The 26,282-nt window shown below is 33.7% G+C and carries 25 protein-coding genes and 5 tRNA genes; 13 read left to right on the top strand and 17 right to left on the bottom strand.

Annotation, left to right across the window (positions count from 1 at the left end; genetic code table 11):
* The first annotated feature begins 10 nt into the window (after window positions 1-10).
* From hpt to NZ698_RS15195, 5 genes are all read left to right on the top strand, one after another.
* Window positions 11-565: a hypoxanthine phosphoribosyltransferase gene (gene hpt / locus NZ698_RS15175; RefSeq protein ID WP_129536427.1), complete on the top strand. Its 555-nt coding sequence runs from the start codon at window positions 11-13 to the stop codon at window positions 563-565.
* A 151-nt stretch (window positions 566-716) separates the two neighbouring features.
* Entirely contained in the window at window positions 717-1,295 is a 579-nt protein-coding gene (locus NZ698_RS15180) for an adenylate kinase (protein WP_263004049.1), read from the top strand.
* Between the two features lie 79 nt (window positions 1,296-1,374).
* Window positions 1,375-2,358 (top strand): GTPase ObgE, encoded by a 984-nt coding sequence (gene obgE / locus NZ698_RS15185; protein WP_263004050.1) that lies wholly within the window; start codon window positions 1,375-1,377, stop codon window positions 2,356-2,358.
* Between the two features lie 110 nt (window positions 2,359-2,468).
* On the top strand, window positions 2,469-2,957 hold the full coding sequence (locus NZ698_RS15190) for a DUF6438 domain-containing protein (RefSeq protein WP_263004051.1): 489 nt from the start codon (window positions 2,469-2,471) through the stop codon (window positions 2,955-2,957).
* Window positions 2,958-3,120: 163 nt separating this feature from the next.
* A complete protein-coding gene (locus NZ698_RS15195) occupies window positions 3,121-4,380 on the top strand; it encodes a DEAD/DEAH box helicase (RefSeq protein ID WP_263004052.1) in 1,260 nt (419 codons plus the stop codon).
* A gap of 46 nt (window positions 4,381-4,426) precedes the next feature.
* Here the strand turns inward: NZ698_RS15195 and NZ698_RS15200 are convergent, their stop codons facing one another.
* The 7 genes from NZ698_RS15200 to NZ698_RS15230 all read right to left on the bottom strand — a co-directional run bounded on the left by NZ698_RS15200 (window position 4,427) and on the right by NZ698_RS15230 (window position 11,593).
* A complete protein-coding gene (locus tag NZ698_RS15200; protein ID WP_263004053.1) occupies window positions 4,427-5,191 on the bottom strand; it encodes a TatD family hydrolase in 765 nt (254 codons plus the stop codon).
* 5 nt (window positions 5,192-5,196) lie between these two features.
* Complete coding sequence (locus NZ698_RS15205; protein ID WP_263004054.1) at window positions 5,197-5,724, bottom strand: DUF4269 domain-containing protein; 528 nt, start codon at window positions 5,722-5,724, stop codon at window positions 5,197-5,199.
* 5 nt (window positions 5,725-5,729) lie between these two features.
* Entirely contained in the window at window positions 5,730-6,680 is a 951-nt protein-coding gene (locus tag NZ698_RS15210) for a GSCFA domain-containing protein (RefSeq protein WP_263004055.1), read from the bottom strand.
* Window positions 6,681-6,756: 76 nt separating this feature from the next.
* Entirely contained in the window at window positions 6,757-7,728 is a 972-nt protein-coding gene (locus NZ698_RS15215; protein WP_263004056.1) for a polyprenyl synthetase family protein, read from the bottom strand.
* 102 nt (window positions 7,729-7,830) lie between these two features.
* Window positions 7,831-8,973: an inorganic phosphate transporter gene (locus tag NZ698_RS15220; RefSeq protein ID WP_263004057.1), complete on the bottom strand. Its 1,143-nt coding sequence runs from the start codon at window positions 8,971-8,973 to the stop codon at window positions 7,831-7,833.
* Window positions 8,974-8,995: 22 nt separating this feature from the next.
* The gene (locus tag NZ698_RS15225) at window positions 8,996-9,634 is read right to left on the bottom strand and encodes a DUF47 domain-containing protein (protein WP_263004058.1); all 639 of its coding nucleotides are present in this window, start codon (window positions 9,632-9,634) and stop codon (window positions 8,996-8,998) included.
* A gap of 243 nt (window positions 9,635-9,877) precedes the next feature.
* Window positions 9,878-11,593 carry a DEAD/DEAH box helicase gene (locus NZ698_RS15230; RefSeq protein ID WP_263004059.1) on the bottom strand — a complete coding sequence of 572 codons (1,716 nt, stop codon included), beginning with the start codon at window positions 11,591-11,593 and terminating at the stop codon, window positions 9,878-9,880.
* 275 nt (window positions 11,594-11,868) lie between these two features.
* Here NZ698_RS15230 and NZ698_RS15235 point away from each other — a divergent pair, with 275 nt between their 5' ends.
* From NZ698_RS15235 to NZ698_RS15245, 3 genes are all read left to right on the top strand, one after another.
* Window positions 11,869-12,546 carry a DUF2461 domain-containing protein gene (locus tag NZ698_RS15235; RefSeq protein WP_263004060.1) on the top strand — a complete coding sequence of 226 codons (678 nt, stop codon included), beginning with the start codon at window positions 11,869-11,871 and terminating at the stop codon, window positions 12,544-12,546.
* A 114-nt stretch (window positions 12,547-12,660) separates the two neighbouring features.
* Window positions 12,661-13,452, top strand: a complete 792-nt coding sequence (locus NZ698_RS15240; RefSeq protein ID WP_263004061.1) for an FkbM family methyltransferase — start codon at window positions 12,661-12,663, stop codon at window positions 13,450-13,452.
* A 6-nt stretch (window positions 13,453-13,458) separates the two neighbouring features.
* The gene (locus NZ698_RS15245; RefSeq protein WP_263004062.1) at window positions 13,459-14,937 is read left to right on the top strand and encodes a lipopolysaccharide biosynthesis protein; all 1,479 of its coding nucleotides are present in this window, start codon (window positions 13,459-13,461) and stop codon (window positions 14,935-14,937) included.
* On the opposite strand, the gene NZ698_RS15250 is transcribed toward NZ698_RS15245, so the two are convergent.
* The 4 genes from NZ698_RS15250 to NZ698_RS15265 form a co-directional block, all read right to left on the bottom strand.
* Complete coding sequence (locus NZ698_RS15250; RefSeq protein ID WP_263004063.1) at window positions 14,930-15,976, bottom strand: hypothetical protein; 1,047 nt, start codon at window positions 15,974-15,976, stop codon at window positions 14,930-14,932. The two genes, NZ698_RS15245 and NZ698_RS15250, sit on opposite strands and share 8 nt — an antisense overlap.
* 103 nt (window positions 15,977-16,079) lie before the next feature.
* A complete protein-coding gene (locus tag NZ698_RS15255) occupies window positions 16,080-16,934 on the bottom strand; it encodes a glycosyltransferase family 2 protein (RefSeq protein WP_263004064.1) in 855 nt (284 codons plus the stop codon).
* Between the two features lie 64 nt (window positions 16,935-16,998).
* Window positions 16,999-18,399 carry an aspartate ammonia-lyase gene (gene aspA, locus NZ698_RS15260; protein WP_263004065.1) on the bottom strand — a complete coding sequence of 467 codons (1,401 nt, stop codon included), beginning with the start codon at window positions 18,397-18,399 and terminating at the stop codon, window positions 16,999-17,001.
* A gap of 69 nt (window positions 18,400-18,468) precedes the next feature.
* A complete protein-coding gene (locus NZ698_RS15265; RefSeq protein ID WP_263004066.1) occupies window positions 18,469-19,494 on the bottom strand; it encodes an N-acetylmuramoyl-L-alanine amidase in 1,026 nt (341 codons plus the stop codon).
* A gap of 136 nt (window positions 19,495-19,630) precedes the next feature.
* Between NZ698_RS15265 and NZ698_RS15270 the strand changes: the two genes are divergently transcribed.
* From NZ698_RS15270 to NZ698_RS15290, 5 genes are all read left to right on the top strand, one after another.
* Window positions 19,631-19,717 (top strand) — tRNA-Ser (locus tag NZ698_RS15270).
* A gap of 14 nt (window positions 19,718-19,731) precedes the next feature.
* Window positions 19,732-19,806 (top strand) — tRNA-Pro (locus NZ698_RS15275).
* A gap of 31 nt (window positions 19,807-19,837) precedes the next feature.
* Window positions 19,838-19,911: transfer RNA gene (locus tag NZ698_RS15280), tRNA-Arg, on the top strand.
* A 653-nt stretch (window positions 19,912-20,564) separates the two neighbouring features.
* Window positions 20,565-20,639, top strand: a tRNA-Pro gene (locus tag NZ698_RS15285).
* Between the two features lie 31 nt (window positions 20,640-20,670).
* Window positions 20,671-20,744: transfer RNA gene (locus NZ698_RS15290), tRNA-Arg, on the top strand.
* Between the two features lie 165 nt (window positions 20,745-20,909).
* Here the strand turns inward: NZ698_RS15290 and NZ698_RS15295 are convergent.
* From NZ698_RS15295 to NZ698_RS15320, 6 genes are all read right to left on the bottom strand, one after another.
* The gene (locus tag NZ698_RS15295; protein WP_263004067.1) at window positions 20,910-21,230 is read right to left on the bottom strand and encodes a hypothetical protein; all 321 of its coding nucleotides are present in this window, start codon (window positions 21,228-21,230) and stop codon (window positions 20,910-20,912) included.
* Between the two features lie 65 nt (window positions 21,231-21,295).
* Complete coding sequence (locus NZ698_RS15300; RefSeq protein ID WP_263004068.1) at window positions 21,296-21,697, bottom strand: hypothetical protein; 402 nt, start codon at window positions 21,695-21,697, stop codon at window positions 21,296-21,298.
* A gap of 7 nt (window positions 21,698-21,704) precedes the next feature.
* On the bottom strand, window positions 21,705-22,541 hold the full coding sequence (locus tag NZ698_RS15305) for an SH3 domain-containing protein (protein ID WP_263004069.1): 837 nt from the start codon (window positions 22,539-22,541) through the stop codon (window positions 21,705-21,707).
* 16 nt (window positions 22,542-22,557) lie between these two features.
* A complete protein-coding gene (prmA, locus tag NZ698_RS15310) occupies window positions 22,558-23,385 on the bottom strand; it encodes a 50S ribosomal protein L11 methyltransferase (RefSeq protein WP_263004070.1) in 828 nt (275 codons plus the stop codon).
* Window positions 23,386-23,481: 96 nt separating this feature from the next.
* Window positions 23,482-24,549: a hypothetical protein gene (locus NZ698_RS15315; RefSeq protein WP_263004071.1), complete on the bottom strand. Its 1,068-nt coding sequence runs from the start codon at window positions 24,547-24,549 to the stop codon at window positions 23,482-23,484.
* 338 nt (window positions 24,550-24,887) lie between these two features.
* A complete protein-coding gene (locus tag NZ698_RS15320) occupies window positions 24,888-26,117 on the bottom strand; it encodes a TRAFs-binding domain-containing protein (RefSeq protein ID WP_263004072.1) in 1,230 nt (409 codons plus the stop codon).
* Window positions 26,118-26,282: the final 165 nt, after the last annotated feature.

Here is a 26,282-nt window from a genome sequence, read left to right on the forward strand (position 1 = left end):
TAAAAATTTTATGGAAAGTATTCAAGTTCACGACAAAACTTTTGTTCCTTATTTAGAGGACGCCGAAATTCAGGAAATCGTAAAAGCAACCGCTTTAAAAATTTATGAAGATTACAAGGATGAGGTTCCTGTTTTCATTGGTGTTTTAAACGGAGTGATCATGTTTTTCTCTGATCTTCTGAAGCATTATCCGGGAGAATGTGAAATTGCATTTATCCAGATGAGTTCGTATGCTGGAACAGAATCTACAGGAATCGTTTACCAGAAAATGGAATTAACGAAAGATGTAAAAGACCGTCACATTATTTTGGTAGAAGATATTGTGGATACAGGAAATACAGTGGAAAGTTTGTTTAAATATTTTAACGAAACGCAACGTCCGAAGTCTGTAAAAATCGCTTCGTTTTTACTAAAGCCTGAAGTGTACAAGAAAGATTTTAAATTAGATTATATCGGAAAAGAAATTCCGAACAAATTTGTTTTGGGTTACGGTCTTGATTACGATGAGTTGGGAAGAAATCTCCCGAATTTATATCAGTTGGAAGAAGGAACGATCAACCATTAACGATTGCTATAGGCTTTTAGCTTTTGCACTTCGACACGCTCAGTGTGACAGCTATTAGCTTTTAAAATATATCTAAATAAAAAGTAAATATTAACTAAAAAAGCTAAAGGCTTAAAGCATATTGCCTAAAGCCTTAAGCAGAAAAACAATTATGATAAACATTGTTCTGTTCGGCCCTCCAGGAAGTGGAAAAGGGACTCAAGCTCAAAATCTGATTGAGAAATTTAATCTAAAGCAAATCTCAACAGGTGATCTTTTCAGATTCAACATGAAAAATGATACTGAACTTGGGAAATTGGCAAAATCTTACATTGATAAAGGGGAATTGGTACCAGATCAGGTAACGATCGATATGCTGATTGACGAATTGAGAAAGCCGACTGATGCTGCAGGATTTATTTTCGATGGATATCCAAGAACTGCTGTACAGACAGAAGCTTTGGAAAAAATTGTAAAAGAAGAACTGGATAACGATATCGATGTTTGTCTTTCATTGATCGTAGAAGATAAAATCTTGGTTGAAAGATTGCTTAAAAGAGGTGAAACAAGCGGTAGAACTGATGACAGCGATGTAGAAATTATAGAAAATAGAATTAAAGAATACTACGCAAAAACAGCAGAAGTTGCTGAGCTTTACAAACAACAAGAAAAATATGTAGAGATCAACGGCGTTGGCGAAATCAATGAGATTTCTGAAAAGCTTTTTGCTGAGGTAGAAAAAATAAAATAGTTTAAAGTTGTGAGTGATGAGTTATAAATTCATACGATTCATTCTCATAATTCATAACTCATAACTCAAATTGTAAGAAATGTCAAATTTTGTAGATTACGTAAAGATTCATTGTAAAAGCGGTCATGGTGGCGCAGGTTCTGCCCATCTTCGTCGTGAAAAATATATTCCCAAAGGTGGTCCCGATGGCGGAGACGGAGGCCGTGGAGGTCACGTTATCATGAAGGGGAATTCACAGGAATGGACTTTACTTCCACTTCGTTACACCCGTCACGTAAAAGCGGAACGCGGTCAGAACGGAGCCAAAAACCAGTTAACCGGAGCATACGGAGAAGATACTTACATAGAAGTTCCTGTAGGAACAATTGCTAAAAATGAGGATGGAGAAATTGTAGGCGAAATCTTAGAGCACGGTCAGGAAATCATTCTGATGGAAGGTGGAAAAGGCGGAAAAGGAAATGAACATTTCAAATCATCAACACACCAGACTCCTCGTTACGCACAGCCTGGAATGGATGGACAGGAAGGTTATATCGTTTTCGAACTTAAAATCTTAGCAGATGTTGGTTTGGTAGGTTTCCCAAATGCAGGAAAATCAACATTATTATCTTCTGTATCTGCAGCAAGACCTAAAATTGCAGATTACGCATTTACAACTTTAACTCCCAATTTAGGAATTGTAGACTACAGAAATTACAAATCTTTTGTAATGGCAGATATTCCGGGAATTATCGAGGGAGCTGCTGAAGGAAAAGGTTTGGGACACAGATTCCTGAGACATATTGAAAGAAATTCAATCTTATTATTTTTAATTCCTGCGGATTCTGAAAATCATTTTCATGAGTTTAAAATTCTGGAGAACGAATTGAAAGAATACAATCCTGAATTATTGGATAAAGACTTCATCATTTCTGTTTCAAAATCTGATTTATTGGATGATGAATTGAAAAAAGAAATCTCAGCAGAATTCCCGGAAAACAGAAAACCTCTGTTTTTTTCAGGAGTTACCAGCGAAGGATTGATGGAGCTGAAAGATGCAATCTGGAAGAGTCTTCACGGATAGAAAAATTTAAAATAAAAAATCTAAGGATAAGCATTATTGTTTATCCTTTTTTATTGAAATAAAAGAAGAATTGGAACACTTATTGAGCGAATCCCATCAAATTTAAAACAATGAAATATTTATTAAGTCTAATTACTGCATTACTTTTATTCTCATGCAGCACACAAAAGGATCAGTCAAAATATTCTGTGATAGAATATGAGGCCGGAGCCTGTTTCGGATTTTGTCCGATTTACAAAATGACCATCAATGCAGACAGAACCGCAGTTTTGGAAGCTGAACATTTTAATTTCTCAAAAGAAAAATCAAAAGGTGAATTTTCGAAACCGAGAGAAGGAACTTTTACAGCTACCATAAAAGAAGCTGATTACAATAAACTGGTTGCTTTATTAGATGGATTGGATGTGAAAAACCTTCAGGACAAATACGGAACTAGAAATGTTACCGATCTTCCGACTTCTTATCTGAGAATTAAATTTGCAGACGGAACCTCAAAAGAAACAGAAGATTACGGTAAAAGAGGAAGTGAAAAATTGAGAGAAACTTACCAGTTTTTTGAAGATTTGAAGATGAATCAACAGTGGACAAAAGTGAAATAACAGGATTCAATTAATTTAGACTATCTTTGCAGTATATTTCGCGGCATTCTCAGCCAGTAAAGTAATTTTTTACTTAAAAATTCTGTTAAAAGTTTTTAGCAGATTTGCTAAAAATGATGAAGTATACTGCTTCACCCGCACTATTTTAATACACAATACAATTTTGTTATTTACAGACTTAAACATTATCAAGCCCATTTTAGATGCGCTTCAAAAGGAAGGTTATGAAAAACCTACACCTATTCAGGAACAATCTATTCCTTCTATTTTAGAACACAGAGATCTTTTGGGTACTGCACAGACGGGAACCGGGAAAACAGCAGCTTTTGCGATTCCTATCCTGCAAAATCTTACAGAGAGAAAAGGCCCGAAAAACAATCATATAAAAGCACTTATTCTTACTCCTACAAGAGAATTGGCAATTCAGATCGAAGAAAGTTTTAACTCTTACGGTAAAAATTTACCTCTAAGAAAACTCGTGATCTTCGGAGGAGTGAAACAAGGAAGCCAGGAAACTGCTTTAAGAAGAGGCGTTGATATTTTGGTGGCAACTCCAGGTAGATTATTAGATTTTATCGCTCAGGGAATTATCAGTTTAAAAAATCTTGAAATCTTTGTATTAGACGAAGCCGACAGAATGTTGGATATGGGTTTTGTACACGATGTAAAGAGAATCATTAAGCTTTTACCTCAAAAAAGACAAACGCTTTTCTTCTCTGCAACGATGCCGACGGAAATTCAGAAACTGGCAGATTCAATTTTGAATACACCCATCAAAGTTTCCGTAACTCCAATTTCTTCAACAGCTGAAACCATTAAACAGGCAGTTTATTTTGTTGATAAAGAAAATAAGCTTGAACTTCTTACGCATATTCTTCAAAATAATATATCAGATTCCGTTTTGGTTTTTTCAAGAACAAAACACGGTGCTGATAAAATTGCAAGAAAATTACAAGCCAATAACATCTCAGCAGAAGCGATTCACGGGAATAAGTCGCAAAATGCCAGACAGAATGCTCTGAATAATTTTAAAGCAGGAAGAACGCGTATTTTGGTAGCTACAGATATTGCCGCAAGAGGTATTGATATTGACGAACTGAAATATGTCGTAAATTTTGAACTTTCTGACGTTGCCGAAACTTACGTTCATAGAATCGGAAGAACTGGACGTGCAGGAGCAGAAGGATCTTCCATCTCGTTTGTTGACGGATTGGATTTATTAAATCTAAAAGACACTGAAAAATTGATCGGAATGAAAATTCCTGTTGAGAAAAATCATCCTTTCCACACAGACAATCTGGTTGTTGAGAAAAGAGATTCTAACAACAAACCTTTTATTCCAAGGCCAAAACCTGCAGGTCAGCAGAAATCTGATCACAGCAAAAAGCCGAAAAATAAAAGTAATTTTTTAAGAAAGAAATAAAATTAAAGCCTTCCAAATTTGGAAGGCTTTGTTTATGAAACACCATTTATCGCACAAACATTTGTTTTGCATTTTCGGTTGTTATCCTATCAATTTCAGCAAAATCTTTTTGATAAATATCAACCAATTTTCCCGCAACCAAATCAAGGTAAGAACTCTCATTTCTTTTTCCTCTGAATGGAACTGGTGCGAGATAAGGAGAATCTGTTTCCAGAACGATTTTATCTAAGGGAATTTCATTTAAAAACTGATCGATCTTTCCATTCTTAAAAGTCACAACTCCACCGATACCTAAAATGAAATTTAAATCGATGGCATGTTTTGCATGTTCAAGATTTCCCGAAAAACAATGGAAAATCCCTCTTAATTTCTGATGTTTTTTTCTTTCTAAAACTTCAAATGTTTCATCGAAACTTTCTCTCGTGTGAATCACAATAGGTAAATCTTTTTCAATTGCCCAATCAATTTGCTGTTCAAAAGCTTTCACCTGAATATCTAAAGTCGTTTTATCCCAATACAAATCGATCCCGATTTCTCCGATTGCAGGAAAACTCCTTTCATCAAGATATTTTTTAACAATTTTCAATTCATTTTCCCACGATTCCGGCTTTACATAACATGGATGAAGTCCCATCATTGAAAATATCTGATTTGGATAATCATTTTCCAACTGAAGCATTTTCTCATGAGATTCCGAATCAATGGCAGGAAGGTAAAACTCTGTAATTCCTTTATCTAAAGCTCTTTGAATAGCCTCTTTTCTATCTTCATTAAACTCTTCCGAATATAAATGGGTATGTGTATCAATCATTATTTTTAAAATTTTAATAGATCTTCATAGGGATTTTCTAAATTAAGCAACATCCCGAAAGCCGGTTCGGTTTTGATTCCCTTTTTCTTTAATTCTATTATTTTTTGTTTAAAATCTTCTCCTCTCTCTTGTAATATTTTGTATTCTGCAATCATGTGCAGATAAGCTTTTTGTTGAGTTGTTGGTTTGTTTTGTGCAAAAATTTCAATTGGAAATTCTTCTAATTTAAAATTTATTACAAGAGATTTCTCATCGTTTATGTATAGATAATCAGCTTTTAAGTCAACATAATTTGGAATTATTTTACTCCAAATAATATCATCTAAAAAATCTTCTTCAAATTTGAAATCAACTTCACAAATAATATCCAAATCGCTTCCATCAATATCAATTCCAATCGGAATCGTTCCCGCCAAAATCGGAGAAAAATTAGAAAGCTTTTCAAAAACTTTGTACTTTGTAAGAATTTCAAAAGCTCTTTTCTGTCTTTCATTTCCGTCTTTCAGATAATCAATTTTCGTAAAGTCAATCACTCGAATCAGAATATTTTGTGTTTGGTTTTCTTTCTCTGGTTTTCAATCCTTTGATTCAGCTTTTCACGAAATTCTATATATTTTGGATCTTTTTCATCATCAGAACGATGCTCCAAAGCTTTTTGAATTTTAAAATTCTCTTTAATAAAATCTTTAGTCTCGTCGGAAAAAAAAGCATTTCCGAATTTCTCAAAAATATAATTAACAGACTGAGAATTCGGGTGAATCATATCTTCTTTGTAGAAACGGTAATCGCGCAGATCATCCATTAAAATCTCATAGACAGGAAGATAATGACAGTTTTCTATCTCTGAAATTACTTCATGAACTGCCGTAATTAGTTTTGATTTGCTCAACTGATTTTCAATCATTCCGTCTTTGGTATGACGAACCGGCGAAACAGTAAACAAAATCTGAAGATTGTCTCTGCAAATATCTTTCAGATTTAAAATCGTATTATAAATAGAATCTGTAAGTTCCTGATGCGTCAACAATCTTTTTTCAAAAAACTTCTGTGGAATTTTATGACAGTTTGCAACCAGTTTTTTCTTAGGTTCAAATTCATAAATGAATGAAGTTCCGTAGGTAATAATTACCCAATTTGAATCCTGCAGAAACTGATTTCCTTCAACAATCTTCTTATTAATCTTTTCTAAAGTCTGATGAATAAATCTTGTATCAAAGCTTGAGTGATGATCTAATGAAATAAATTCCTCATTAAATGTGATCAGTTCTTCTTCGTGATAAAACTCAGAATCATGAAGTCTTTTAATGGAATTATTAATTGAAAACGGATTAAATAAAGTCCCAAAAGGATTATTCACAGTTTGCAACTGACCTAGTTGAAACAATTCAGACATTTCGGAAGCAAAACAAGATCCTATTGAAAATATTTTATCTTCAACATCAATCTTCGTTTCAGATTCCTGAATATTAACTTCTGTCCTGAATTTCATTGTATAGTTATGAGGTTACAGTTGTAAGTTAGCAGGTAACAACACTGCTACCTGCAAACTTATAGCTATAATCTGATTAGCTTTCTCTTCTCAAAAGGTAGTTTGCCAATTCAGCAAAAGGTTTTTTCTTGTCTTCTGCAATATCTATTTTTGAAAGATAACTTTGACCGATTTCGTTATGTTTTTCGATCAAACGTAATGCTTTTTCGTCAACTTTTGTTCTTCTGAATATCTTCTCAACACCGTAGACTTTATCGATGTTATCGGTCTTTTTAGAGTACCAATAATCCAATTCTTTTTTCTCTTCTTCTGTACCGTGTTCTTTGGCTAAGAGATAGAGAACTGTTTTTTTATTTTCGTAAATATCACCTGCGTGTTTTTTACCAAACTGAGCCTGATCACCGAAAACATCCAAATAATCATCCATGATCTGGAAGGCAATTCCGATATGTTTTCCGAAGTTGAAGATAGCTTTGGCATCTTTAAACTGTGCTTTAGCAATCAATGCTCCAATCTCAAATGAGGATGCGCTTAAAACTCCTGTTTTATAGGTAATCATTCTGATGTAGTCATCAAAAGTTACATTTTCCTGAGTTTCAAAATTGATGTCATATTGCTGACCTTCGCATAAAAGCAAACCTGTATGCGTGAAAATTCTGATACATGCTTTGAAAATTTCAGGTTCAAGATCTTCAAAAAATTTGTAAGCTTTCAGCATCAATCCGTCTCCTGAAAGAATTCCAACATTGATTCCGTGTAAAGTGTGGATCGTAGGCTTGTTTCTTCTTAACGGCGCTTCATCCATAATATCATCATGAATCAGCGTAAAATTATGGAAAAACTCAATCGCCAAAGCGGGCTTTATAGCCTGTTTCATGTCACCACCGAACAAATCACACGCCATAAGAACCATAATCGGACGAAGGCGCTTACCACCGTGCGAGATGATGTAATTCATCGGGTCATACAATTCTGTGGGCTTATCTTTGAACGTATATTTATTAATGGCATCAGCAACAATCTGTTGGTAGGTGTCTAAGAATTCCATAAAAGTTTTTAATTTGAACAAAAATACGATTTTTCAAGGCTTTATAAAACAAAAAACTTTGCCTATTAAGACAAAGTTCAGTGATATGATTTATTTTTTTTATTAAGTCAGATACGTTACCGCCAGATAAGTAAGCGCAGCAACAATTGCTGAAATTGGAATGGTTAAAACCCAAGCCCAAAGTAAGCTTACCGTAATTCCCCATCTTACAGCGGAAACTCTTTTCGTCAATCCAACCCCGATAATAGAACCTGTGATCGTGTGCGTTGTAGAAACAGGAATCCCAAAGTGATCTGTGATAAACAAAGTGATTGCACCCGCAGTTTCAGCACTCACTCCTTCTAATGGAGTTACTTTTGTAATCTTGGTACCCATTGTTTTAATGATCTTCCAACCACCGCTCATGGTACCTAAAGCGATTGCGATGAAAGAAACCAATGGAACCCACATATAGTGCTCTGCAAAATAATTAAAACGTTCAGCAGTTTCAATATTTAAATAAACCGGATCCTGAAGCATATTTACGTGGTAGTAAATCAATGCTGCCCCGATGATTCCCATTACTTTCTGGGCATCATTCAGACCGTGTCCTAAACTGAACAAAGCCGAAGAAACCAACTGTAATCTTTTGAAAGATTTATCAGCCTTATGAGGATTTGATTTTTTATAAAGGTGAACAATAATTAAAGTGATAATAATTGAAATCACCATCCCGATAATCGGTGCAAGGAAAATAAATAAGAAAATAGGAATGACTTTGCTGAATTTCACCACATCCTGACTTGCCACCTTAGTCACAGTCTGTGTTAAGGTATCCCAGATTCCTAAATCTGGAGTTGCAGCTACCACTTCACGATAATCCATCAGGAAGGCGTGCATTAATGCTGCTCCTAAGAAACCACCAATCAATGTGTGAGATGATGATGAAGGAATTCCGAACCACCAAGTCAAAAGATTCCAGGCAATAGCGGCGATTAATCCTGAGAAAATAACTTCAAGCGTAATAAAGTTTTCATTGACGGTTTTGGCAATCGTGTTACCGATTTTGAATTCACCAATGATATACGCTGCGATAAAGAAAGCTGCAAAATTCCAAAGTGCTGCCCAAAGTACAGCCTGAAACGGAGTTAAAACTTTTGTTGAAACAATTGTCGCAATAGAGTTGGCAGCGTCATGAAAACCATTAATATAATCGAAGATTAAAGCCAAAGCAATAATAACCGTGAGTAAAATAGGAAAATCCATTTTTTGTTATGTATTGTTTTTTTTAAGCGTATTTGATCATGATGTTCTCAATCGTATTGGCAACATCTTCTGCTTTGTCGGTTACGATTTCAAGATAGTTAAGAACTGATGATATTTTGATGATATTGATGGCATCATTCGTTTCGAAAAGCTCTACCATAGAGTTTGAAAGAAGATCATCAGCAATATTCTCGATAGAATTAACTTTAATACAAGCTTCTTTTACCAACTCCATGTTCTTAAAACCTTTTAGGTTTTTCATCGCATTCTGAATTTCAAGACAAGCCTTGTGAATCAATAATGAGAAGTCTGCATAAGCTTTCATCATCGGAGATTTGTACAGGAAAATATATTTTGTAGAAGCATAGATATAGTCTGCAATATCATCAAGACCTGTTGCCAACGTGTGAATGTCTTCACGGTCGAAAGGTGTGATGAAGTTTTTCCCCAATTCAATAAAGATCTCATGAGTAAGCTCGTCATTTTTGTGCTCATAGTCGCTCATCAGTTTCAACATTCCATCGTCGTTCAGATCAAAATCTTTTACTCCGTGGTTGAAATCATTAGACATTGCAACTAAATTCTCTGTTACTTTTTCGAAAAGCACAAAGAAGATTTTATCTTTTGGCTGAAATGCGTGGAAAATATTACCAATTGCCATTTGTAAATTGTATTTAATTTATTCGTGTGCAAATTTCTTAAAAAAGGACCTTAACAAAAAGCATCCAGCATTAATTTTTGTTAATATTGGGTTAATATTTGTTCACATCAAAAGCTAATGTCAAACACTCACTTATAAACCTTTAAAAACCAAATACTTAATCTTAAATTTAATCATATTTTATATTGAAAAAAATAAAAAAGCCGGCAAAATTGCCGGCTCAGATATATTTTAAGTATAAGATTAGTTCGCCTCTTCAGCTCTCATATCTTTTCCTTTGAACTTCATTGATTGAATATTACCTAAAAGCTCGTTGCTATAAGATTTTTCAACTTCAAAGAAAGAGAATTTCTCAAGAATCTCGATGTTTCCAATCTCAGCTCTTTTGCTTCCCTTGCTTGATGTAGCTTTGTTGATGATTTCCAGTACATCTAGTTTTTTCAACTGGTCTTTTTTACCAAGATTGAAGAAAAATCTAGTCATATTTTCGTCTCTGTGTCTTGGCTTACCACCACGATCTCCTCTTCTTTCACCTCTTTCGCTACGTTCTCCTCTGTCACGATCTCTTCCTCTGTCGCGGTCTCTTCCACCTCTGCTGTCTCTGTCTCTTCCACCTCTGTCATCGTCTCTGTTGTTGAACTTCTGATCCAACAGATCTTGTTTGTCTTTGTAATACAAAGCAAGGTCTTTCAACTGGAACTGTAGCAACTGAACAACCAATTCTTCTTTTGTGAAATTACTCAAATCAGGAACAAGACTTTGATCAAATTCAAAGATATTTTCGTGCTCCGTCATTAGTTTTTCAAAAACTCCAGTTACCTGAGCCGAAATAACTTCGTCCCCTGTAGGAATTTTCTTTTCTACGATATCAATTTTCGTTGTAGATTTGATCTGCTTCAGCTTTCTGCTTTCTTCAGGCTTGATCAAAGACATAGAAATACCGTCTTTACCTGCTCTACCTGTTCTTCCGCTTCTGTGAACGAAAACTTCAGGATCATCCGGTAAAGAGAAGTGAATAACGTGCGTCAAAGAGTTCACATCTAAACCTCTTGCAGCAACGTCAGTCGCAACCAAAATATCAATATTTTTCAATCTGAATTTCTTCATTACCGTATCTCTCTGCGCCTGAGAAAGATCACCATGAAGAGCATCAGCTGCGTAACCGTTTTGCATTAAAAAGTCTGCAACCTCCTGAGTTTCCATTCTTGTTCTACAGAAAATAATAGAATACTGGTTTGGGTTTGCGTCAATAAGTCTTTTTAGAGCTTCTTTTTTGTTACGGTAACCTACAACGTAAAATTCGTGCTTAATGTTCTTTTTAACTTCGTTAATAGAACCTACAGAAATACGATGTGGAGTTGTAAGGTAACTTTTAGAAATTCTTTCTACTTCTTTGCTCATCGTTGCCGAGAACAAGAAAGTTTGTTTTGTTTCAGGAGTTTCTCTTAAAATTGTTTCCAATTCGTCTTTGAAACCCATCGATAGCATCTCATCTGCTTCATCTAAAACCAACCAGTGGATTTCAGAGAAGTCAAGAGCTTTTCTGTTGATCAAGTCGATCACCCTTCCCGGAGTACCCACAATTACCTGTGGCTTATCTCTCAAAGAACGCATTTGATCCGTAATACTGCTTCCACCATAAACTGCTGTAGTTTTGATGTTTTTCATGTACTTCGAATAGTTGTTAATGTCTTTTGAAATCTGTAGACATAGTTCTCGTGTCGGGCAAAGCACCAAAAATTGGATTTTGCGACTCGTATCGTCAATCATGTCCAAAATCGGAAGCGAAAACGCTGCTGTTTTGCCTGTCCCTGTCTGCGCAAGTGCGATTAGATCGCGAATATCTGATTGAATAAAAGGGATAGTCTGTTTTTGGATTTCTGTCGGGCTTTCGTAACCCAGTTCGCCAATGGCCTTAAGGATATCAGGACTTAAATTGGTCTCCGTAAATAAATTCATTAATTGATATAAAATTTTTGCAAAGATACAACTAATTATTGGATAACGCTTTATCTAATATTAATGAATTGATAATTTTATTTTAGAAAACACTAAGTATTTTTAGATTTATGCAAAAAAAGAATAAAAATTTTATTTTAAATTTAAAAAATTCTCAACTCCGTTCTATTTTATCGATTTATTTGAATTTTTCATTAATATTTATGAATCATTAAATAAAATATAAATATTTGGTCTGTAATTAGATTTATTTAAATTTGATTAAAATAAAAGCAATGGCAGCTACACTCTCCAAAAAAATATTCGACTATCTCAAAAATCTCAATGAAAACAACAACCGTGAATGGTTTAATGACAACAAAAACCTTTTCACTGAAGCACAGAATGAGTTTGAAGTCTTTGTAGAAGAATTGATTATTGAGGTTGGGAAATCTGACGAAAAAGTTGCCAAACTAAATGCAAAAAAATCACTGCTCAGAATTTACCGGGACATACGTTTTTCGAAAGATAAAACACCATACAAAACCTATTTCGGTGCATCTCTCGGAATGGGAAAAAATAATGAAAAATCAGGTCATTATCTTCACATAGAACCGGAAAAGTCTTTCATTGCAAGCGGAATTTATTTACCTGAAGCTCCTATTTTAAAACAAATAAGGAAAGAAATATCTGTTTTTAAAGATGATTTTCTGAAAGCAATAGATGATAAAGATTTCAAAAAATATTTCGGAGAACTTGATCGTGAAAATGAATTAAAAAAGATCCCACAAGGTTTTGAAAAAGATGATCCAATGGCAGATTATCTAAGGCTTAAAAGTTTTATTGGAGTGCACAATCTCACCAACAAAGATGTTATGGATAAAAATACCATTGAAAAATTGACCACAATTATGAATTCAGCAAAACCTTTTAATGATTTTTTGAATGCTCCATTTGCAAATGCGTCAGATTAATTTCATTTTCAAACTAACTCAATAGACTCGCTTTCAGCATGTTATATTTTTATTAATTTAACATGGTTTTAACATTTTTCACTACCTTTGTCGGTCGTCATAAAAAAGAAAGCAATGTCTTTATACCAACAGCTCGCAGAAAACTTACAATACATCAGTCCGAGTTTTTACAAACAGAGGTATTTTAAAAATTTAAAAAATCTCACTAAAGAAAATTTTTCTGGCCGTAATGTAGAACCCGAGCTCGTTTGGAGTAAAGAGTATTTAAACAGTAACGCTGTAATTTTTGATATTGGTGCCAACGTTGGAACTTTTCTTTATCAGTTTGAAAATATACTGAAACATCAGAATATTTACGCTTTCGAACCCAACAAAAAACTCAACATCAGACTGAAAAGATTATTTCCGTCGATGAATATTTCTTCTGTAGCTCTGTCTGACGAAAATACTACTGCAGAATTTAAAGTTCCTATCATCAAAGGAAAAATGGTCGCTTCGAGAGGAACCTTAAACACTTCGTACAAAGAAAAAGATGAGGAAAATTCTTACACCGAAACTGTAGAAGTGGTAAAACTGGATGACTGGACGAAATCTAAAAACATTCAAAAAATAGATTTCATCAAGATCGATGTTGAAGGAAATGAAATGAAAACTCTTTTTGGTGGAAAAGAAACTATACAGAAATTCAGACCTACTTTAATGGTTGAAATGGAACAGAGACATCACGAAACACCAATCTGGAACGAAATTTCGGAAGTGGAAAGTTGGGGATTTGACGCCAATTATCTCAACCGAAAAACTTTTACACTTGAAAAATTAACCGAAGAAATTTTAACCAAAAACATCAGCGACGAAAAAAACAAAACCGACTACATCAACAATATTATTTTTCTTCCAAAAAACTAAAATCTCATGAGTGTAGTTGCAAGACAGGGTTTTAAGTACTCCATCATTGGATATTTTGGTTTTTTAATCGGAACGATCTCGGCAATATTTATCTTCCCGAATGATTTCGAATTTTACGGAAAACTGAGATACATTTTACCTACAGCAGAAATGTTGGTTCCTTTTGTAGTACTGGGAATTTCGTATTCTAACGTGAAATTTTTTCATAGGGTAGAAAAGGATGGTAAAAAGCAAAATATGCTTTCACTTTCGTTAGCCGCTATTCTAGTAAATTTTTGCTTATTTTCAATTGTATTTTTTATTCTTCCTCATATTTTCCCCAATTTTAAAAATACCGAAGCCTGGAAAATCAAAGAAGTCATTCTTCCGATGATTCTTTTGCTTTCGTTTTGTGCGATTTTTAATAAGTACACTTCCAATTATAAACGGATCGTTGTTTCCAATATTTTTGATAATTTGTTTCCAAAAATTGCCAATCTGGGTGCATTTTGCCTGGTCTTTTATTTTGCTTTATCGCAACAGATTGCCTATGCTTTTTTCTTCGGAATGTTTGCTTTAATGCTTTCGGGATATATTTATTACACCAACAGATTAGAGAAAATAAATTTTGATTTCAGTACAGAATATTTCAAAAAAGATGATTTCTGGAAAGAGTTTTCAAGCTATAGTTTTTTTGGGTTTTTGGGAACTTTCGGAAATTATTTAGCCATCAACAGTTTTATGATCGGTGAGTTTTTAGGAATGGAAGAAAACGGGATTTACTCGGTTTTGTATGCTTTGATTTCTTTAATCTCGATTCCACAGCTTGGTTTGTTTAATATTTCAGCGCCGATCATCAGTAAAAATCTTGCAGACGGAGATATGGAAGAATTGGATAGATTTCACAAAAAGACATCACTTTCACTGTATTTTTTGGGAGCAATCTTATTCTCTTGCATCATGGTTGGATTTCCATTCCTGACACACTTCATGCCTAAAAATGGTCTTCAGTTGCAGGAATATACTCCTGTTATCTGGATTTGGGGTTCTGCTGTTTTGATTGATCTCGCAACCGGTTTTAACGGCAACATCATTTCGCTTTCAAAGTATTACCGTTTCAATATTTTAGTCATGCTTTTACTGGCAGGATTAACGATCAGTTTAAATCTTTATTTTATTAATCATACAGATCTAAAATTGATGGGAATTGCTTTATCAACGGCAATTTCTTTAACCACTTACAATGTTATCAAAATCATTTTTAATTATGTAATGTTCAAGGTTTCTCCGTTAAGTATTGAGATGATTTTTGTTTCGATTATCTGCACGTTAGCAATAACGGTAGCCATTGTTCTGCCAAATTTTGACAATCAGTTTATCAACTTAGTTTACAAGCCTGCAGTTGTTCTGATACTGATTTTCATCGGAAATTACTTTACCAAAATATTTCCGGTAGAGCAATATTTGAATATGAAATTCATTAAAAGTGTACTGAAATTTAAATAGAAACCAACTGATTTAAAAGCACTTCTGCATCTTTCTGAATTTTTTCTCTGCTAAAATCTTTCTGAAAATCATATTGAAAATTTTTCAGTTTTAAAAACTGTTCAATCACATTTTCTTCTTCAGGAATGATAAAATCAAGTTTTGAAGAATAGTTTTTCGGAAAAACTGCGGGTTTACCATATTTAATCGCATCACCTAAGTTTCCGGTCATTTTTGTTTTTCCGTAGATTTCTTTGTTGCTGAAAAATTCGGCTTCCTCCTGAATCGGACACCAGAGAACATCCGCCTTTCGCATCCATTCGTCAAAAATTTCGGCAGAAACTCTTTCTGAGAAATAGATTGTTTTAATATTTTCCGGAAGATTTTTATCTAAATTTTCAAGATCTTTAAGTTCATGACCTTTTGCTTTTCCCAGAAAAACAAAGGTAAACTGATCTTCGGTTTTTAAATTCCGGATGATATCTAAAACCTTTTTATAATCTCTCCTTTTCTGAGAAACCCCGCCAGGAATAACAATGGTGAAAATCTTATCCCTAATTTTATCAACCGACTTTGTATAGAAAAGCGGTAAAAACTCAAGCTTATCAGAAGATAATTCCTGATCAAGAACCAAGTGATACTTTGCCTTTGCGTAGGTTTTGTCTGCATAATACAAACCTTCTTTCCACCATAATTTCAGTCTGTAAATCAAATAATTTTTAAAAATATTTTTAATTAAATCTGATTTTGAAATCTTAGAAAAATTCAAATTATGAATAATAACCGAAGTATTATATTTCTCGCTTATGGCTAAAAAAGTATTGAAATAACGGTGAACGGTTCCAATAATAATCAAATCATAGTTTTTTGTTGACAGCTGATCCAGAATCATCGATGAATCTGATTGGTGTACCACATTGCCATTTTCCTGAATTTGATTTTTAATCTTTTCCGACAAATAATAATCCACAGAAAATGCTTTGGAATCTTGCATCAAATCCATAAAATCCTGCGCAATTTCTGCGTGGGTGTCAATTTCTATGTAGGCTATGTTTTTCAAGTCAGGTAAATTAAGTTTTAGATAAAGCCAAATCAGCTTTAATTTATATTTTGAACGCGCTTCCTTCGGCTAGATCAGGATGATATTCCCAACTTATTGGAATTTACAGTTTAAACCATTTCTTTTTGAACATATTCCATCGCTGCTCATTAATCACTTTTTGTTCGTTTTTCGAAATCTTCAATTCGAGATTTTGAGATTTACACTTTTCGTACGAACCGACAATTTGAAAGAGAAAACCTGGTGATTTCAATTTCATCGCTTCTTTTCCCGCAGCAACATAAGTAAGAAAACGGTTTAATCCTAAAAAATAAAAATATCTGCCGTAGTAATCTGCAGGTTTTATCGTATAATCGGCACCTTTTACTTTGATTAATTTCACATGCAGTTCAGGTAAAACAATTTCTTCCCAACCTAAATTTTTAAGTAAAATAGAATCAATATTGTCCCAACCTAAGGTTTCCCTTAAACCGCCAATCGCTTCAAAACATTCTTTTCGATAAGCTTTCATTGGGCCGCGAACGTGATGTCTATTTGAATTTCCTTCATACACCCAATTTCCATTTTGTTCAACATACAGCAGACCTCCAACCAGTCCATAGCTGGGATTACTGACGAATGCTTTCTCCACTTCAGAAAGATAGTTGTCATTTAAAATAATATCAGCATCAAACTTACAGATAATATCAAAATCATTGATATTCTGAGTTTTCAAACCGTTTTTAAATGCGCTGACCACTTTAGAACCAGGCTGATGAGCAGATTTCTCAAGATTAACTGTCTCAAAACGAGGATCTGTATCTGTATAATTTTTGATAACCTCAGATGTTCTATCCGTAGAACCATCGTTCACAATTATTACATTAAAATCTTTAAAACTCTGTTGCTGTAAAGAATCTAAGGTAAATGGAAGATTATGCTCTTCGTTGTGCGCAGGAATAATGATTAAAAATTTCAATTCTATATTTGAATTAGTGAGAAATAAAATACTGATTATGAACAGAGTAAATTTAAATTACCAATTATTTATTGTGCGGTTTCAGCATATTTCTCGGATCAAGAATTTCATCTAATTGCTCCTGAGAAAGCAGATTTTTCTCCAAAACCAAATTGTAAACACTTTGTCCTGTCGCAAGAGCTTCTTTAGCGATCTGCGTTGACTGTTTATAACCGATGTAAGGATTCAGAGCGGTTACGATTCCGATACTGTGTTTGACCATATTTAGACACACTTCTCTGTTAGCTGTAATTCCTACAACACATTTCTCACGAAGCGTATCAAGAGCATTGCAGAGGAAATGAATATTCTCCATGATGGCGTGAGAAAGCACGGGTTCCATTACATTTAACTGCAATTGTCCAGCTTCTGCGGCAAAAGTCACCGTCAAATCGTTTCCAATCACTTTAAAGCAAACCTGATTCACGACTTCCGGAATAACCGGATTTACTTTTCCGGGCATAATGGACGATCCCGGCTGCATCGGCGGTAAATTGATTTCTGATAAACCTGCTCTCGGTCCTGAAGATAACAATCTTAAATCATTACATATTTTTGAAAGCTTTAAAGCCAAACGTTTCATCGCTGAAGAATAAATCACATAAGAACCTGTATCGGGTGTAGCTTCTACCAAATCCGGAGCAGAAACGACAGGATATCCTGTGATTTCAGCTAAATTTTTAGCACAAAGCGTCGCATAACCAATTGGAGCATTAATTCCCGTGCCGATCGCCGTTGCACCCATGTTAACCTCAACAAAAAGATTGGCGTTGTTATTCAGTTTTGAAATATCTTCTTCAAGTGTCGCAGCAAATGCTTCAAACTCCTGCCCCATTGTCATCGGAACAGCGTCCTGAAGCTGTGTTCGTCCCATTTTGATTACATCCTGAAACTCTACACCTTTTGCACGGAAGGCTTCAACGATTTTTTTCAGCTTTTCAACTAAGGTTTCATTCATCTGCAGCAATCCCATTTTGATCGCCGTGGGGTAAGCATCGTTCGTAGACTGTGAAAGATTGATATGATCATTGGGCGAACAAAATTCGTATTCGCCCTTATTTTTTCCTAATTTTTCTAAAACTCTGTTGGCGATTACTTCGTTCGCATTCATGTTGATAGAAGTTCCGGCACCACCCTGAATCATATCAACAGGAAATTCGGTATGAAACAATCCGCCAATCAATTCATCGCAGGTTTCAGCGATTTTAAAATATAAATCCTGATCGAGTAAACCTAATTCATAATTGGTTTTTGCGGCAGCTTTTTTCACGAAAGCCAAACCTTTTATAAATTCGTGGTAAGAAGAAAGAAGCTGACCCGATATTTTAAAATTATCGATTGCCCGCTGCGTCTGAACTCCGTAATATGCTTCTAAAGGAACATTGAGAACACCCAATAAGTCACTTTCCTGTCTGAAATTTTCCATTAAAATATTTGTAACAGTTTAATTTATTTAAATGATAAAAAACGCACCATTGAGAGATGCGTTTAAAATTTATTTTGTTGGATATTTTTGATTCAACGACTGCAAAATTGCCCATGTTTCAGCATCCAAAACTCCGTTATAATTTTGCGGTCTGAAATGATACTGCAATGCCTCAATTGTTTTTTTTGTGGCATCATCCCATTTTCCGTTGGGTAAAATATCGTAACCAAATTTCTGTAAAGCAGTCTGCACTACAAAAATAAAAGACGGTTCGTTATATTTAACTTCAATATCAGTTTGTGCTAAAGTTAAAAAGTTCTGTTTTGCCATTTCGTCGTACCACATACCAATCTGATATTCGTCGTACAATTTTTTCCAAGGGAAAAGCGGTCCCGGATCTTGCTTTCTTGTCGGAGCAATATCCGAATGCGCCAAAACATTGGTAGCGGGAATATTATATCTCGTCACGATATCTTTTGCCAGAGCCGCTACTTTTTTAATCTGATCATCACTGAATGGTTCAAAGTTTTTCATTCCAGCTGCATCCGCTTTGTAACCCATGTTTACGATTTCAATCCCGATCGAAGTGTCATTAAGATTTTTATCAGAACGCCAAGCGCTTACTCCGGCGTGATATGAACGTTTGTTTTCGTCTACTAACTGATAAATTTCGTTATCGCCTAAATTATTTACTAAATAATGCGCGCTTACCGATTGTTTTGTAAGAACTTCAACAGATTTATCGTCAGGTAAAACCGTGTAATGTAAAATAAGATATTTTTGTCTGAAATTTTGTGCAATTGCAGGAAAATGAGTTTTCACTACTTTGTAACCAGCCGGTTTTGCAGAAACGATAGATCCGTAACTTATGGTATTGTCATTTTTAGTAATGTCTGCAATATTTGTTCTGAAAAATTCTACGCCGTGTTCGGTTTCTACTTCAGTTTTATTTTTGTCTGAATTTTGAGCATTAACTGCAGTTTTTGTTTGTGTTGTAGCTGTTCTTGGCTTGTAAGTACTTTTCTTTACATTTTTTTGCGAAGTACACGAAAAAACGAGAGTACTTAAGCCGATGATATATAATGTTTTACGCATTAGTTTACTTTTTTAACTGATTATTCCCTCAAAAATACACAATTTTTTTCTGAAAATTATTTGGTAAATAAGGAAATGTATTCTATATTTGCACTCGCAATAACGGAATAGCGATCATTCAAAAAACGTTATAACAGGAGAGTTGCCTGAGAGGCCGAAAGGACATGTTTGCTAAACATGCGTACTGGTAACGGTACCAAGGGTTCGAATCCCTTACTCTCCGCAGCAAGAAAAATTCGGGGCGTAGCGTAGTCCGGTCATCGCGCCTGGTTTGGGACCAGGAGGTCGCAGGTTCGAATCCTGCCGCCCCGACTGTTTTAGTAATTTTCTCAAAATTACAAATGGGTGCGTAGCTCAGCTGGATAGAGCATCTGCCTTCTAAGCAGACGGTCTCAGGTTCGAATCCTGACGCGCTCACTAAAAAAGAGAAATCAATATTTGGTTTCTCTTTTTTAGTTTAAACAACAATTCTTTTCTGGCACATACTTTATTGAAAAATATTACACTAAGTATTCTGAGAAGTTAAAATCTTTCAATACCAAATTTGAAATCCATTAATTTTAAATTCTGATTTTAAGAAAATGTATTTAGTATCTATTCTTAAACACTTCTGAGAATTTTTTATATAAATGGTTTTATTTTGGAAAAAGAAAAAACCATCTTTCCTAACATTAAAATCACAGTGATCAACATTCATTTTTATTAATTCAGCCTGCAAACTTTCGCCAATATTTTCAATTCCGTTTTTGGAGTAGTTCTTACTGGAAGTATGTTCTAAATTTTGAATATCTTTTATTTTTAATTTTGAGAAGACTTCAGATAATTTTTTTCAATATTGAAATTAATAATAAATGATGCTGAAATTATAATGACCAACGAAAATCTTATTAATATTTTTTTCATTTTGAAACGAGATAAATAAATGATTCTCAGCAAGGTAAATGTAATAATAAAAACAATTTAAAATCTTAACAAAAACTTATTTTACATTTTATTTTTTAATTACAAAAAAAACTCTATCTTTGCACCCACAAAAAACAAGGTAATATTTGTTTTAGATGACCTTCAATCGGGGCGTAGCGTAGTCCGGTCATCGCGCCTGGTTTGGGACCAGGAGGTCGCAGGTTCGAATCCTGCCGCCCCGACTGTTTTAGTAATTTTCTCAAAATTACAAATGGGTGCGTAGCTCAGCTGGATAGAGCATCTGCCTTCTAAGCAGACGGTCTCAGGTTCGAATCCTGACGCGCTCACTTTAAGCTCACAATTTCTTGTGAGTTTTTTTATTTTAATATCATTAATTATTGAAATAACATTTCCTTGTTTCCAATCTCAATAATTAAATTATCTTTCTGGTTTCTGATAATGTGAGTATCTTTAATTAACCATTAATCAGGATTTATAGATTTTAGATTTAATCAGAACCATAAATTTGTAAAGTATTTTGCGAAAAGTTTCAACCCTTTATCAACTTTATTATTAATATCCTCTAATTCTAATTGATCAAAACGATCTGGGTAGCAATGATACTCAAAAGGAATAATCATTTCGCTTAAGATTTCGCTCCAATATTTTTCTTTTTCTTTAAAAGAAGTAGTTTTAGAAAAAAAATCAACATCTGAAAAATCAGGAACAGATGGTGCTTTTTTACTATCAACAGCATCTTTAAACTCTTTCAATCTTGGATAAATAAGATATGAAAGAGTATACTTACAATCATAAAGTTCTCCTTTTGTCATGCTCTTAAAATTAAAAACCACTGTAAATATAGAGTGGTTTTTAGTTATACTAATAAAATACTATTTTAACTTAAACAATCTTTAACCCAACATCTTTTTGAGATAAACATCAATCTCAAAATTTTTCTTGTTAATTCTTCGTTGCGTACATATTTACCAACTCTATATACGACGCCGTTTGAGTATGTGAAAATCATATCAGTTTTTTTTCCGCTCAAAAATATTTCTAAATATCCATAATTATGACTGATCACTATATTTTCTCCCTCTGAGAAATTATTGATCGTTTCACAAATAAAAATTCGGTCATTACTCGTTACATCCATATAATCTACTCCCCCATTTTCTGCATACCATCTATTTTCTATATGAATACTGGAATTTTCACAATCAATTATTGTTTTTCCGCATCCAATCAGAGAAATAAGCAGCAATATAAAAAATAAAGAAACGACTCCAGCTTTCATATTTAAATTACTTCAACTTATAAGAACTCCCGTTCCAAAGATAAGTTTTAGATAAACGCTTTACTTTCTCTCTGTCCTTCTCATCCTTTTCCACTTCTTCCATTTTAAAAATGAAAGCATTTGGATTTCCGCCTTTATCGTTTGGGAAAATAAATTCTTCGCTGTGATGATAAATATCGGCATCTCCAACGTTCATCAATTGTGGCAAAGCGATCAATTTTTTATCTTTAAATAAAATATATTGGTCATAACCTGCAATTCCACACGCTTCTCCGGAAACGACAGCTTTAAGGGTGAAATCTATATTCTGAAGTTTGTGATTGCTTTCGACATTGAAAGTTCCATAACTCAAACTTTCGCCAGAACCTGTTTCAAAGAAAACCTCATCAAGTAAAGAACTTCCTTCAACAACTTTTACGCTTGCAATATTCTGTTTGTAATTTTGATTAAACTTTTTGTCTCTCTTATCGATCGTTTTTGAAATTCCGAAAAGAAAATCGTACCCGTTTTTGTTTCTGTAACCAATACAAAGATTTGCACCCCAAACATAACCTTCCGAAGTTTTATTCTCTTTCTGATAGAAAACTTTATACCAGTTTGAACCTCTTTCTCCCAACTTCAAAATAGTTTCATCCTTTTTAAGAATTAAAACCTGTTGATTGGATTGCAAAGAATCTAAAATCTGAGCATTCACATTCGGTTGCTGTCTGACTCTCGTATGATCAGTAAAAATCTTCTGCGTTTTGTTTTCTTCAAAATTAAAAACACCATTTGCATATACTTCTTCCTGTGCAGAAAAAATCTGAACAACGAATAAAAATAAGGTGATTAAAAAAGATTTCATATTAATATGGGTGTGATTATTTTTCAAGCAAAAGACTTACCCATTCTTCACGCTGCAATTTCTTTTTCAGTTCTAAATTATTCTCTTTACAAACTTCCAAAATATCATCAACATCAAAGAAACAAAGTCCTGAAAGCAATAATTTTCCGCCATCATTTAAAACAGAAACATAGGTCGGAATGTCTGAAATCAGAATATTTCTATTGATATTCGCTAAAATAATATCGTAATTTTCTTTTCCTAAATTATCTGCAGTCCCAAGTTCAATATCCAGTTCAACGTTGTTTCTTACAGCATTTTCCTTTGAATTTTCAACTGACCATTCGTCGATGTCGATTGCTTTGGTTTCTCCGGCTCCGTTTTGTTTTGCATAAATTGCCAACACTGAAGTTCCGCAACCCATATCTAAAACTTTTTTTCCGTTGAAATCAATATCCATCATTTGCTGGATCATCAAATGTGTTGTCGGGTGATGACCGGTTCCGAATGACATTTTTGGTTGAATGACAATTTCGTGCATTCCGGGAACAGATTCGTGGAATTCTGCTCTGATTAAAACTTTATCGTCAATATTGATCGGTTCAAAATTCTTTTCCCATTCTTCGTTCCAGTTGATATTCGGCATTTCTTTAAAAGTGTACTCGATTTTCACCTCATCATTCTGAAAAAGTGGTAAAGCTTTCAAATCATCTTCTTTGAAAAGATCTTTCTGAATATATCCTAAAATACCGTGAATTTCTTCTGTAAAACTGTCGAAACCTATCTCAATTAATTCTGCCATTAAAATATCACTCCAAGGTTGAAGAGGTTGTATTTTAAAATCGAATTCTAAATAATTTTGCATGTGAATAATTTGTTGCAAAAATAAAACTACTTTTTCAATTTGCAGTCATTTTTGTCATTATCCCAATTTTTGAAGATAAGAGATTTTTTAAATAACTTATTTAAAAAAACCTAATTGTTCTTTCAAAATAGCAATTGTTTTTTTAGTTTTTTTCAATTGTTTAAAAACGATAATAATAAATGTAACATTATATAAAAAATTTAAGGATAGCCACCAAACACTTTTGGAAATTATAATTTCAAGATAATTATCTAAAGGTTCTCCGATAAATATTGATATTAAAAAAGGAATGAATGCAATAACCGGAATAAGTTGTACTACAAAACCAATATTCACTAAATTTGATATTTTTTTTATATTTGGAGTATAATCATTTGTGGTAGTGAATATTTTTAATTCTAAATATCGTGCTGTTCTAAATATCCAGTTAAATACTGTGATGATGTACACCAGATTTATAATGGCCAGAATGACTGGTATCACCAACCAATAAAATGCAATATCTGAAAAAAAAATAAATGAAAAACTTACACTGTTTGCAATGATAATAAGCACCTTTCTGCTGTAAATTTTCTTCAATAAATTAATTGATGTTTTATCTGCAAAAGCATTCGCTGGGAGTCCCGATTTTCTACTGATAATGAAATTCTGCATCTCTGCTTTAAAATCGCCTTGAAGAATCGTTTCCCGCCGAGGCTCAAAAGGCACCCAGTTTTTATCAAAAGCAATAAATCTTTGCTTTTCTGAGCTCAATGGAATTTTCTCTTTTATTTGATCAAAAGAATTTAGAATTTTAATGTTTTTTTTGCGACCCTTATCAATATATATAATGAATTTTTCAGGATTTGCATGTTTCAAACATAAAGACAATTCCCATTGTACTTCTGGTCGGTCATCCATATACAGTGCAATCAGCCCTGCATAGTTTATGAGGTTGAAAATTATATCTCTCCAATGATCATCAGTAGAAAAAATTCTATATCCGCCAAAAGAAGCTTCTTTTCCATTTGCACCAAGACCTATTAAAGGCCCGAAATCTTTAAACGTTCTTTTTATTACAGCTTCCGGTCCTCCCAAAAGACCATATTTCCAATGATTAATCTCATCATCAGATGTGAAAGATCGTAAATAAAGCACATAACCATTTTCTTTTATTTGTGGCAAACCTTCCTTTTTTATAAGCTTAAATCCGGGCATCAGTAAAAGATAAGTCGGAAAAACTAATAAAATAAGCGCCAAATAGCTCATTAGAAAATTTCCTCCGTGAAGATTAGTTTCAATAGCAAAACAAGTAATAGCAATTGCGATTGCACAGCAGACAATCACTCCTAAAACAATAAGAGTATATCCTAAAGATTTTGATTTTAACGGTTTTTGATCAGGTTTAGAACTTACAATAAATTCCATCATCTGATCAAATGAAAGCACTTTTTGTTGGAAAGGATAATCAATCATTTCTTAGTAATTAGTTAGATTTCTGTTTTAATAAAATATTTAAACAATTAATTTTTCAATCTTTTTAAATGTTCCAATCCTTTATTATATGTTTCAATCTCCCAATCTACTGTTGTCGAACTTAAAAACTTGTCATTATACAATTCAAAATTTCCATGGTCATCAAGAGAAAAATAACAATTTGCTAAGGTTGCATAAAGCCATTTTAAATCACTTCTGCTTTCAAAATCTTCATCTTCTTTTAAGTTTTCAATAATTTTGATGATTTCTTTTCGGTTCTTTTTAGCAGCAAATTTCAAATAAATTTTTTCTTCTTCGTCTTTGGTAATTTCAGATTTTAAATCTAAACAAAGCGTATAATTTTCTCCAGTATAATAATCCTGATTAATCGTAAAACCTCTTTTGTAATAGTCAATTGCACGATCAAGAAACTCTATATTTTCTTTGTTCTCAAGCCATAATCCTTTATATATTGCTCCGGTAATTCCTAAAGTTTCAGGATCATTTGTATTTCTATTATCCGGTTCTAACTTATTAATGATCGACAAAGCATCTAAAAGTGCAGAAGTTGGATTTACAGATTTATCTTTATAAGTTGATAAAGCCCATTGCTGAATATAATAAGCATCGTTCCCTACTCTTTCACTCGCAATTTTCCAAAGTTTCTTTGCTTCAGAGAAATTACTCTTTGCCATTTTATTTTTAGCAGCTTCTACTGTGGCGAAAATGGCGTTTTCCTTTTTTGCTAAATCTTCAATTATTTGTGTATATTCTTCTTTAGGAAGAGTGTAAGGTTGTACACCTTTAATATGATGAAACAACGGACTATCTGTTTCTCTGGTTCTATCAACCTCTTTTATCAGTTTTGTCAGTTGATTCACACATCTCAATGTCTCAGTATAACCGATATCTTCTCCCATATGCGAATAGGTGAAAATCTTATTATGATTTAAATCAAAAGGAATATTTCCATCTTTTTCTTTCATAATTATCGTTGAGAAAGGTCTGGCTGCATGTCGAATTCCGAGCTCGTAAATGGCATTCGGATTAAACGTTGTGATGTCCGCAATACAAAGATCTGCATGAATTAACAAGGCATACATATTTTTGTCGATCATTCCAGATTCTAAAATTTCATCGCTGCGAACACATGTAAAACCTACATTTTCTACAGCCGGTTTTATAATGCTATGATAGGTTTTGTCTAAATCATAGGTTTTTCCTAAAGTGGGATCGGTTTTTTTGCCGTATCCCATGATGACGAAGCAGAGTTTCATGGTGGTTTGGTTTTTTGGTTAGGATATAGTTTTTAACTCCAAATATTTCTTGTTGTAGAACATCTTATGATTTAGAATTCTTTCACTACCATTACATACATTCATGTAATAATTTCCATTACAGTATATCAAACTAAGATAACCACCGAAATATATTCAGGATTA

This window comes from Chryseobacterium edaphi (assembly GCF_025628985.1).
Taxonomy (GTDB): domain Bacteria; phylum Bacteroidota; class Bacteroidia; order Flavobacteriales; family Weeksellaceae; genus Chryseobacterium; species Chryseobacterium edaphi.

Bases quoted from the DNA above. Each gene is read 5' to 3' on its own strand.
- hpt (WP_129536427.1), top strand. From the start codon at position 11: ATGGAAAGTATTCAAGTTCACGACAAAACTTTTGTTCCTTATTTAGAG.
- NZ698_RS15180 (WP_263004049.1), top strand. From the start codon at position 717: ATGATAAACATTGTTCTGTTCGGCCCTCCAGGAAGTGGAAAAGGGACT.
- obgE (WP_263004050.1), top strand. From the start codon at position 1,375: ATGTCAAATTTTGTAGATTACGTAAAGATTCATTGTAAAAGCGGTCAT.
- NZ698_RS15190 (WP_263004051.1), top strand. From the start codon at position 2,469: ATGAAATATTTATTAAGTCTAATTACTGCATTACTTTTATTCTCATGC.
- NZ698_RS15200 (WP_263004053.1), bottom strand. From the start codon at position 5,191: ATGATTGATACACATACCCATTTATATTCGGAAGAGTTTAATGAAGAT.
- NZ698_RS15210 (WP_263004055.1), bottom strand. From the start codon at position 6,680: ATGAAATTCAGGACAGAAGTTAATATTCAGGAATCTGAAACGAAGATT.
- NZ698_RS15215 (WP_263004056.1), bottom strand. From the start codon at position 7,728: ATGGAATTCTTAGACACCTACCAACAGATTGTTGCTGATGCCATTAAT.
- NZ698_RS15220 (WP_263004057.1), bottom strand. From the start codon at position 8,973: ATGGATTTTCCTATTTTACTCACGGTTATTATTGCTTTGGCTTTAATC.
- NZ698_RS15225 (WP_263004058.1), bottom strand. From the start codon at position 9,634: ATGGCAATTGGTAATATTTTCCACGCATTTCAGCCAAAAGATAAAATC.
- NZ698_RS15230 (WP_263004059.1), bottom strand. From the start codon at position 11,593: ATGAATTTATTTACGGAGACCAATTTAAGTCCTGATATCCTTAAGGCC.
- NZ698_RS15235 (WP_263004060.1), top strand. From the start codon at position 11,869: ATGGCAGCTACACTCTCCAAAAAAATATTCGACTATCTCAAAAATCTC.
- NZ698_RS15240 (WP_263004061.1), top strand. From the start codon at position 12,661: ATGTCTTTATACCAACAGCTCGCAGAAAACTTACAATACATCAGTCCG.
- NZ698_RS15245 (WP_263004062.1), top strand. From the start codon at position 13,459: ATGAGTGTAGTTGCAAGACAGGGTTTTAAGTACTCCATCATTGGATAT.
- aspA (WP_263004065.1), bottom strand. From the start codon at position 18,399: ATGGAAAATTTCAGACAGGAAAGTGACTTATTGGGTGTTCTCAATGTT.
- NZ698_RS15265 (WP_263004066.1), bottom strand. From the start codon at position 19,494: ATGCGTAAAACATTATATATCATCGGCTTAAGTACTCTCGTTTTTTCG.
- NZ698_RS15295 (WP_263004067.1), bottom strand. From the start codon at position 21,230: ATGACAAAAGGAGAACTTTATGATTGTAAGTATACTCTTTCATATCTT.
- NZ698_RS15300 (WP_263004068.1), bottom strand. From the start codon at position 21,697: ATGAAAGCTGGAGTCGTTTCTTTATTTTTTATATTGCTGCTTATTTCT.
- NZ698_RS15305 (WP_263004069.1), bottom strand. From the start codon at position 22,541: ATGAAATCTTTTTTAATCACCTTATTTTTATTCGTTGTTCAGATTTTT.
- prmA (WP_263004070.1), bottom strand. From the start codon at position 23,385: ATGCAAAATTATTTAGAATTCGATTTTAAAATACAACCTCTTCAACCT.
- NZ698_RS15320 (WP_263004072.1), bottom strand. From the start codon at position 26,117: ATGAAACTCTGCTTCGTCATCATGGGATACGGCAAAAAAACCGATCCC.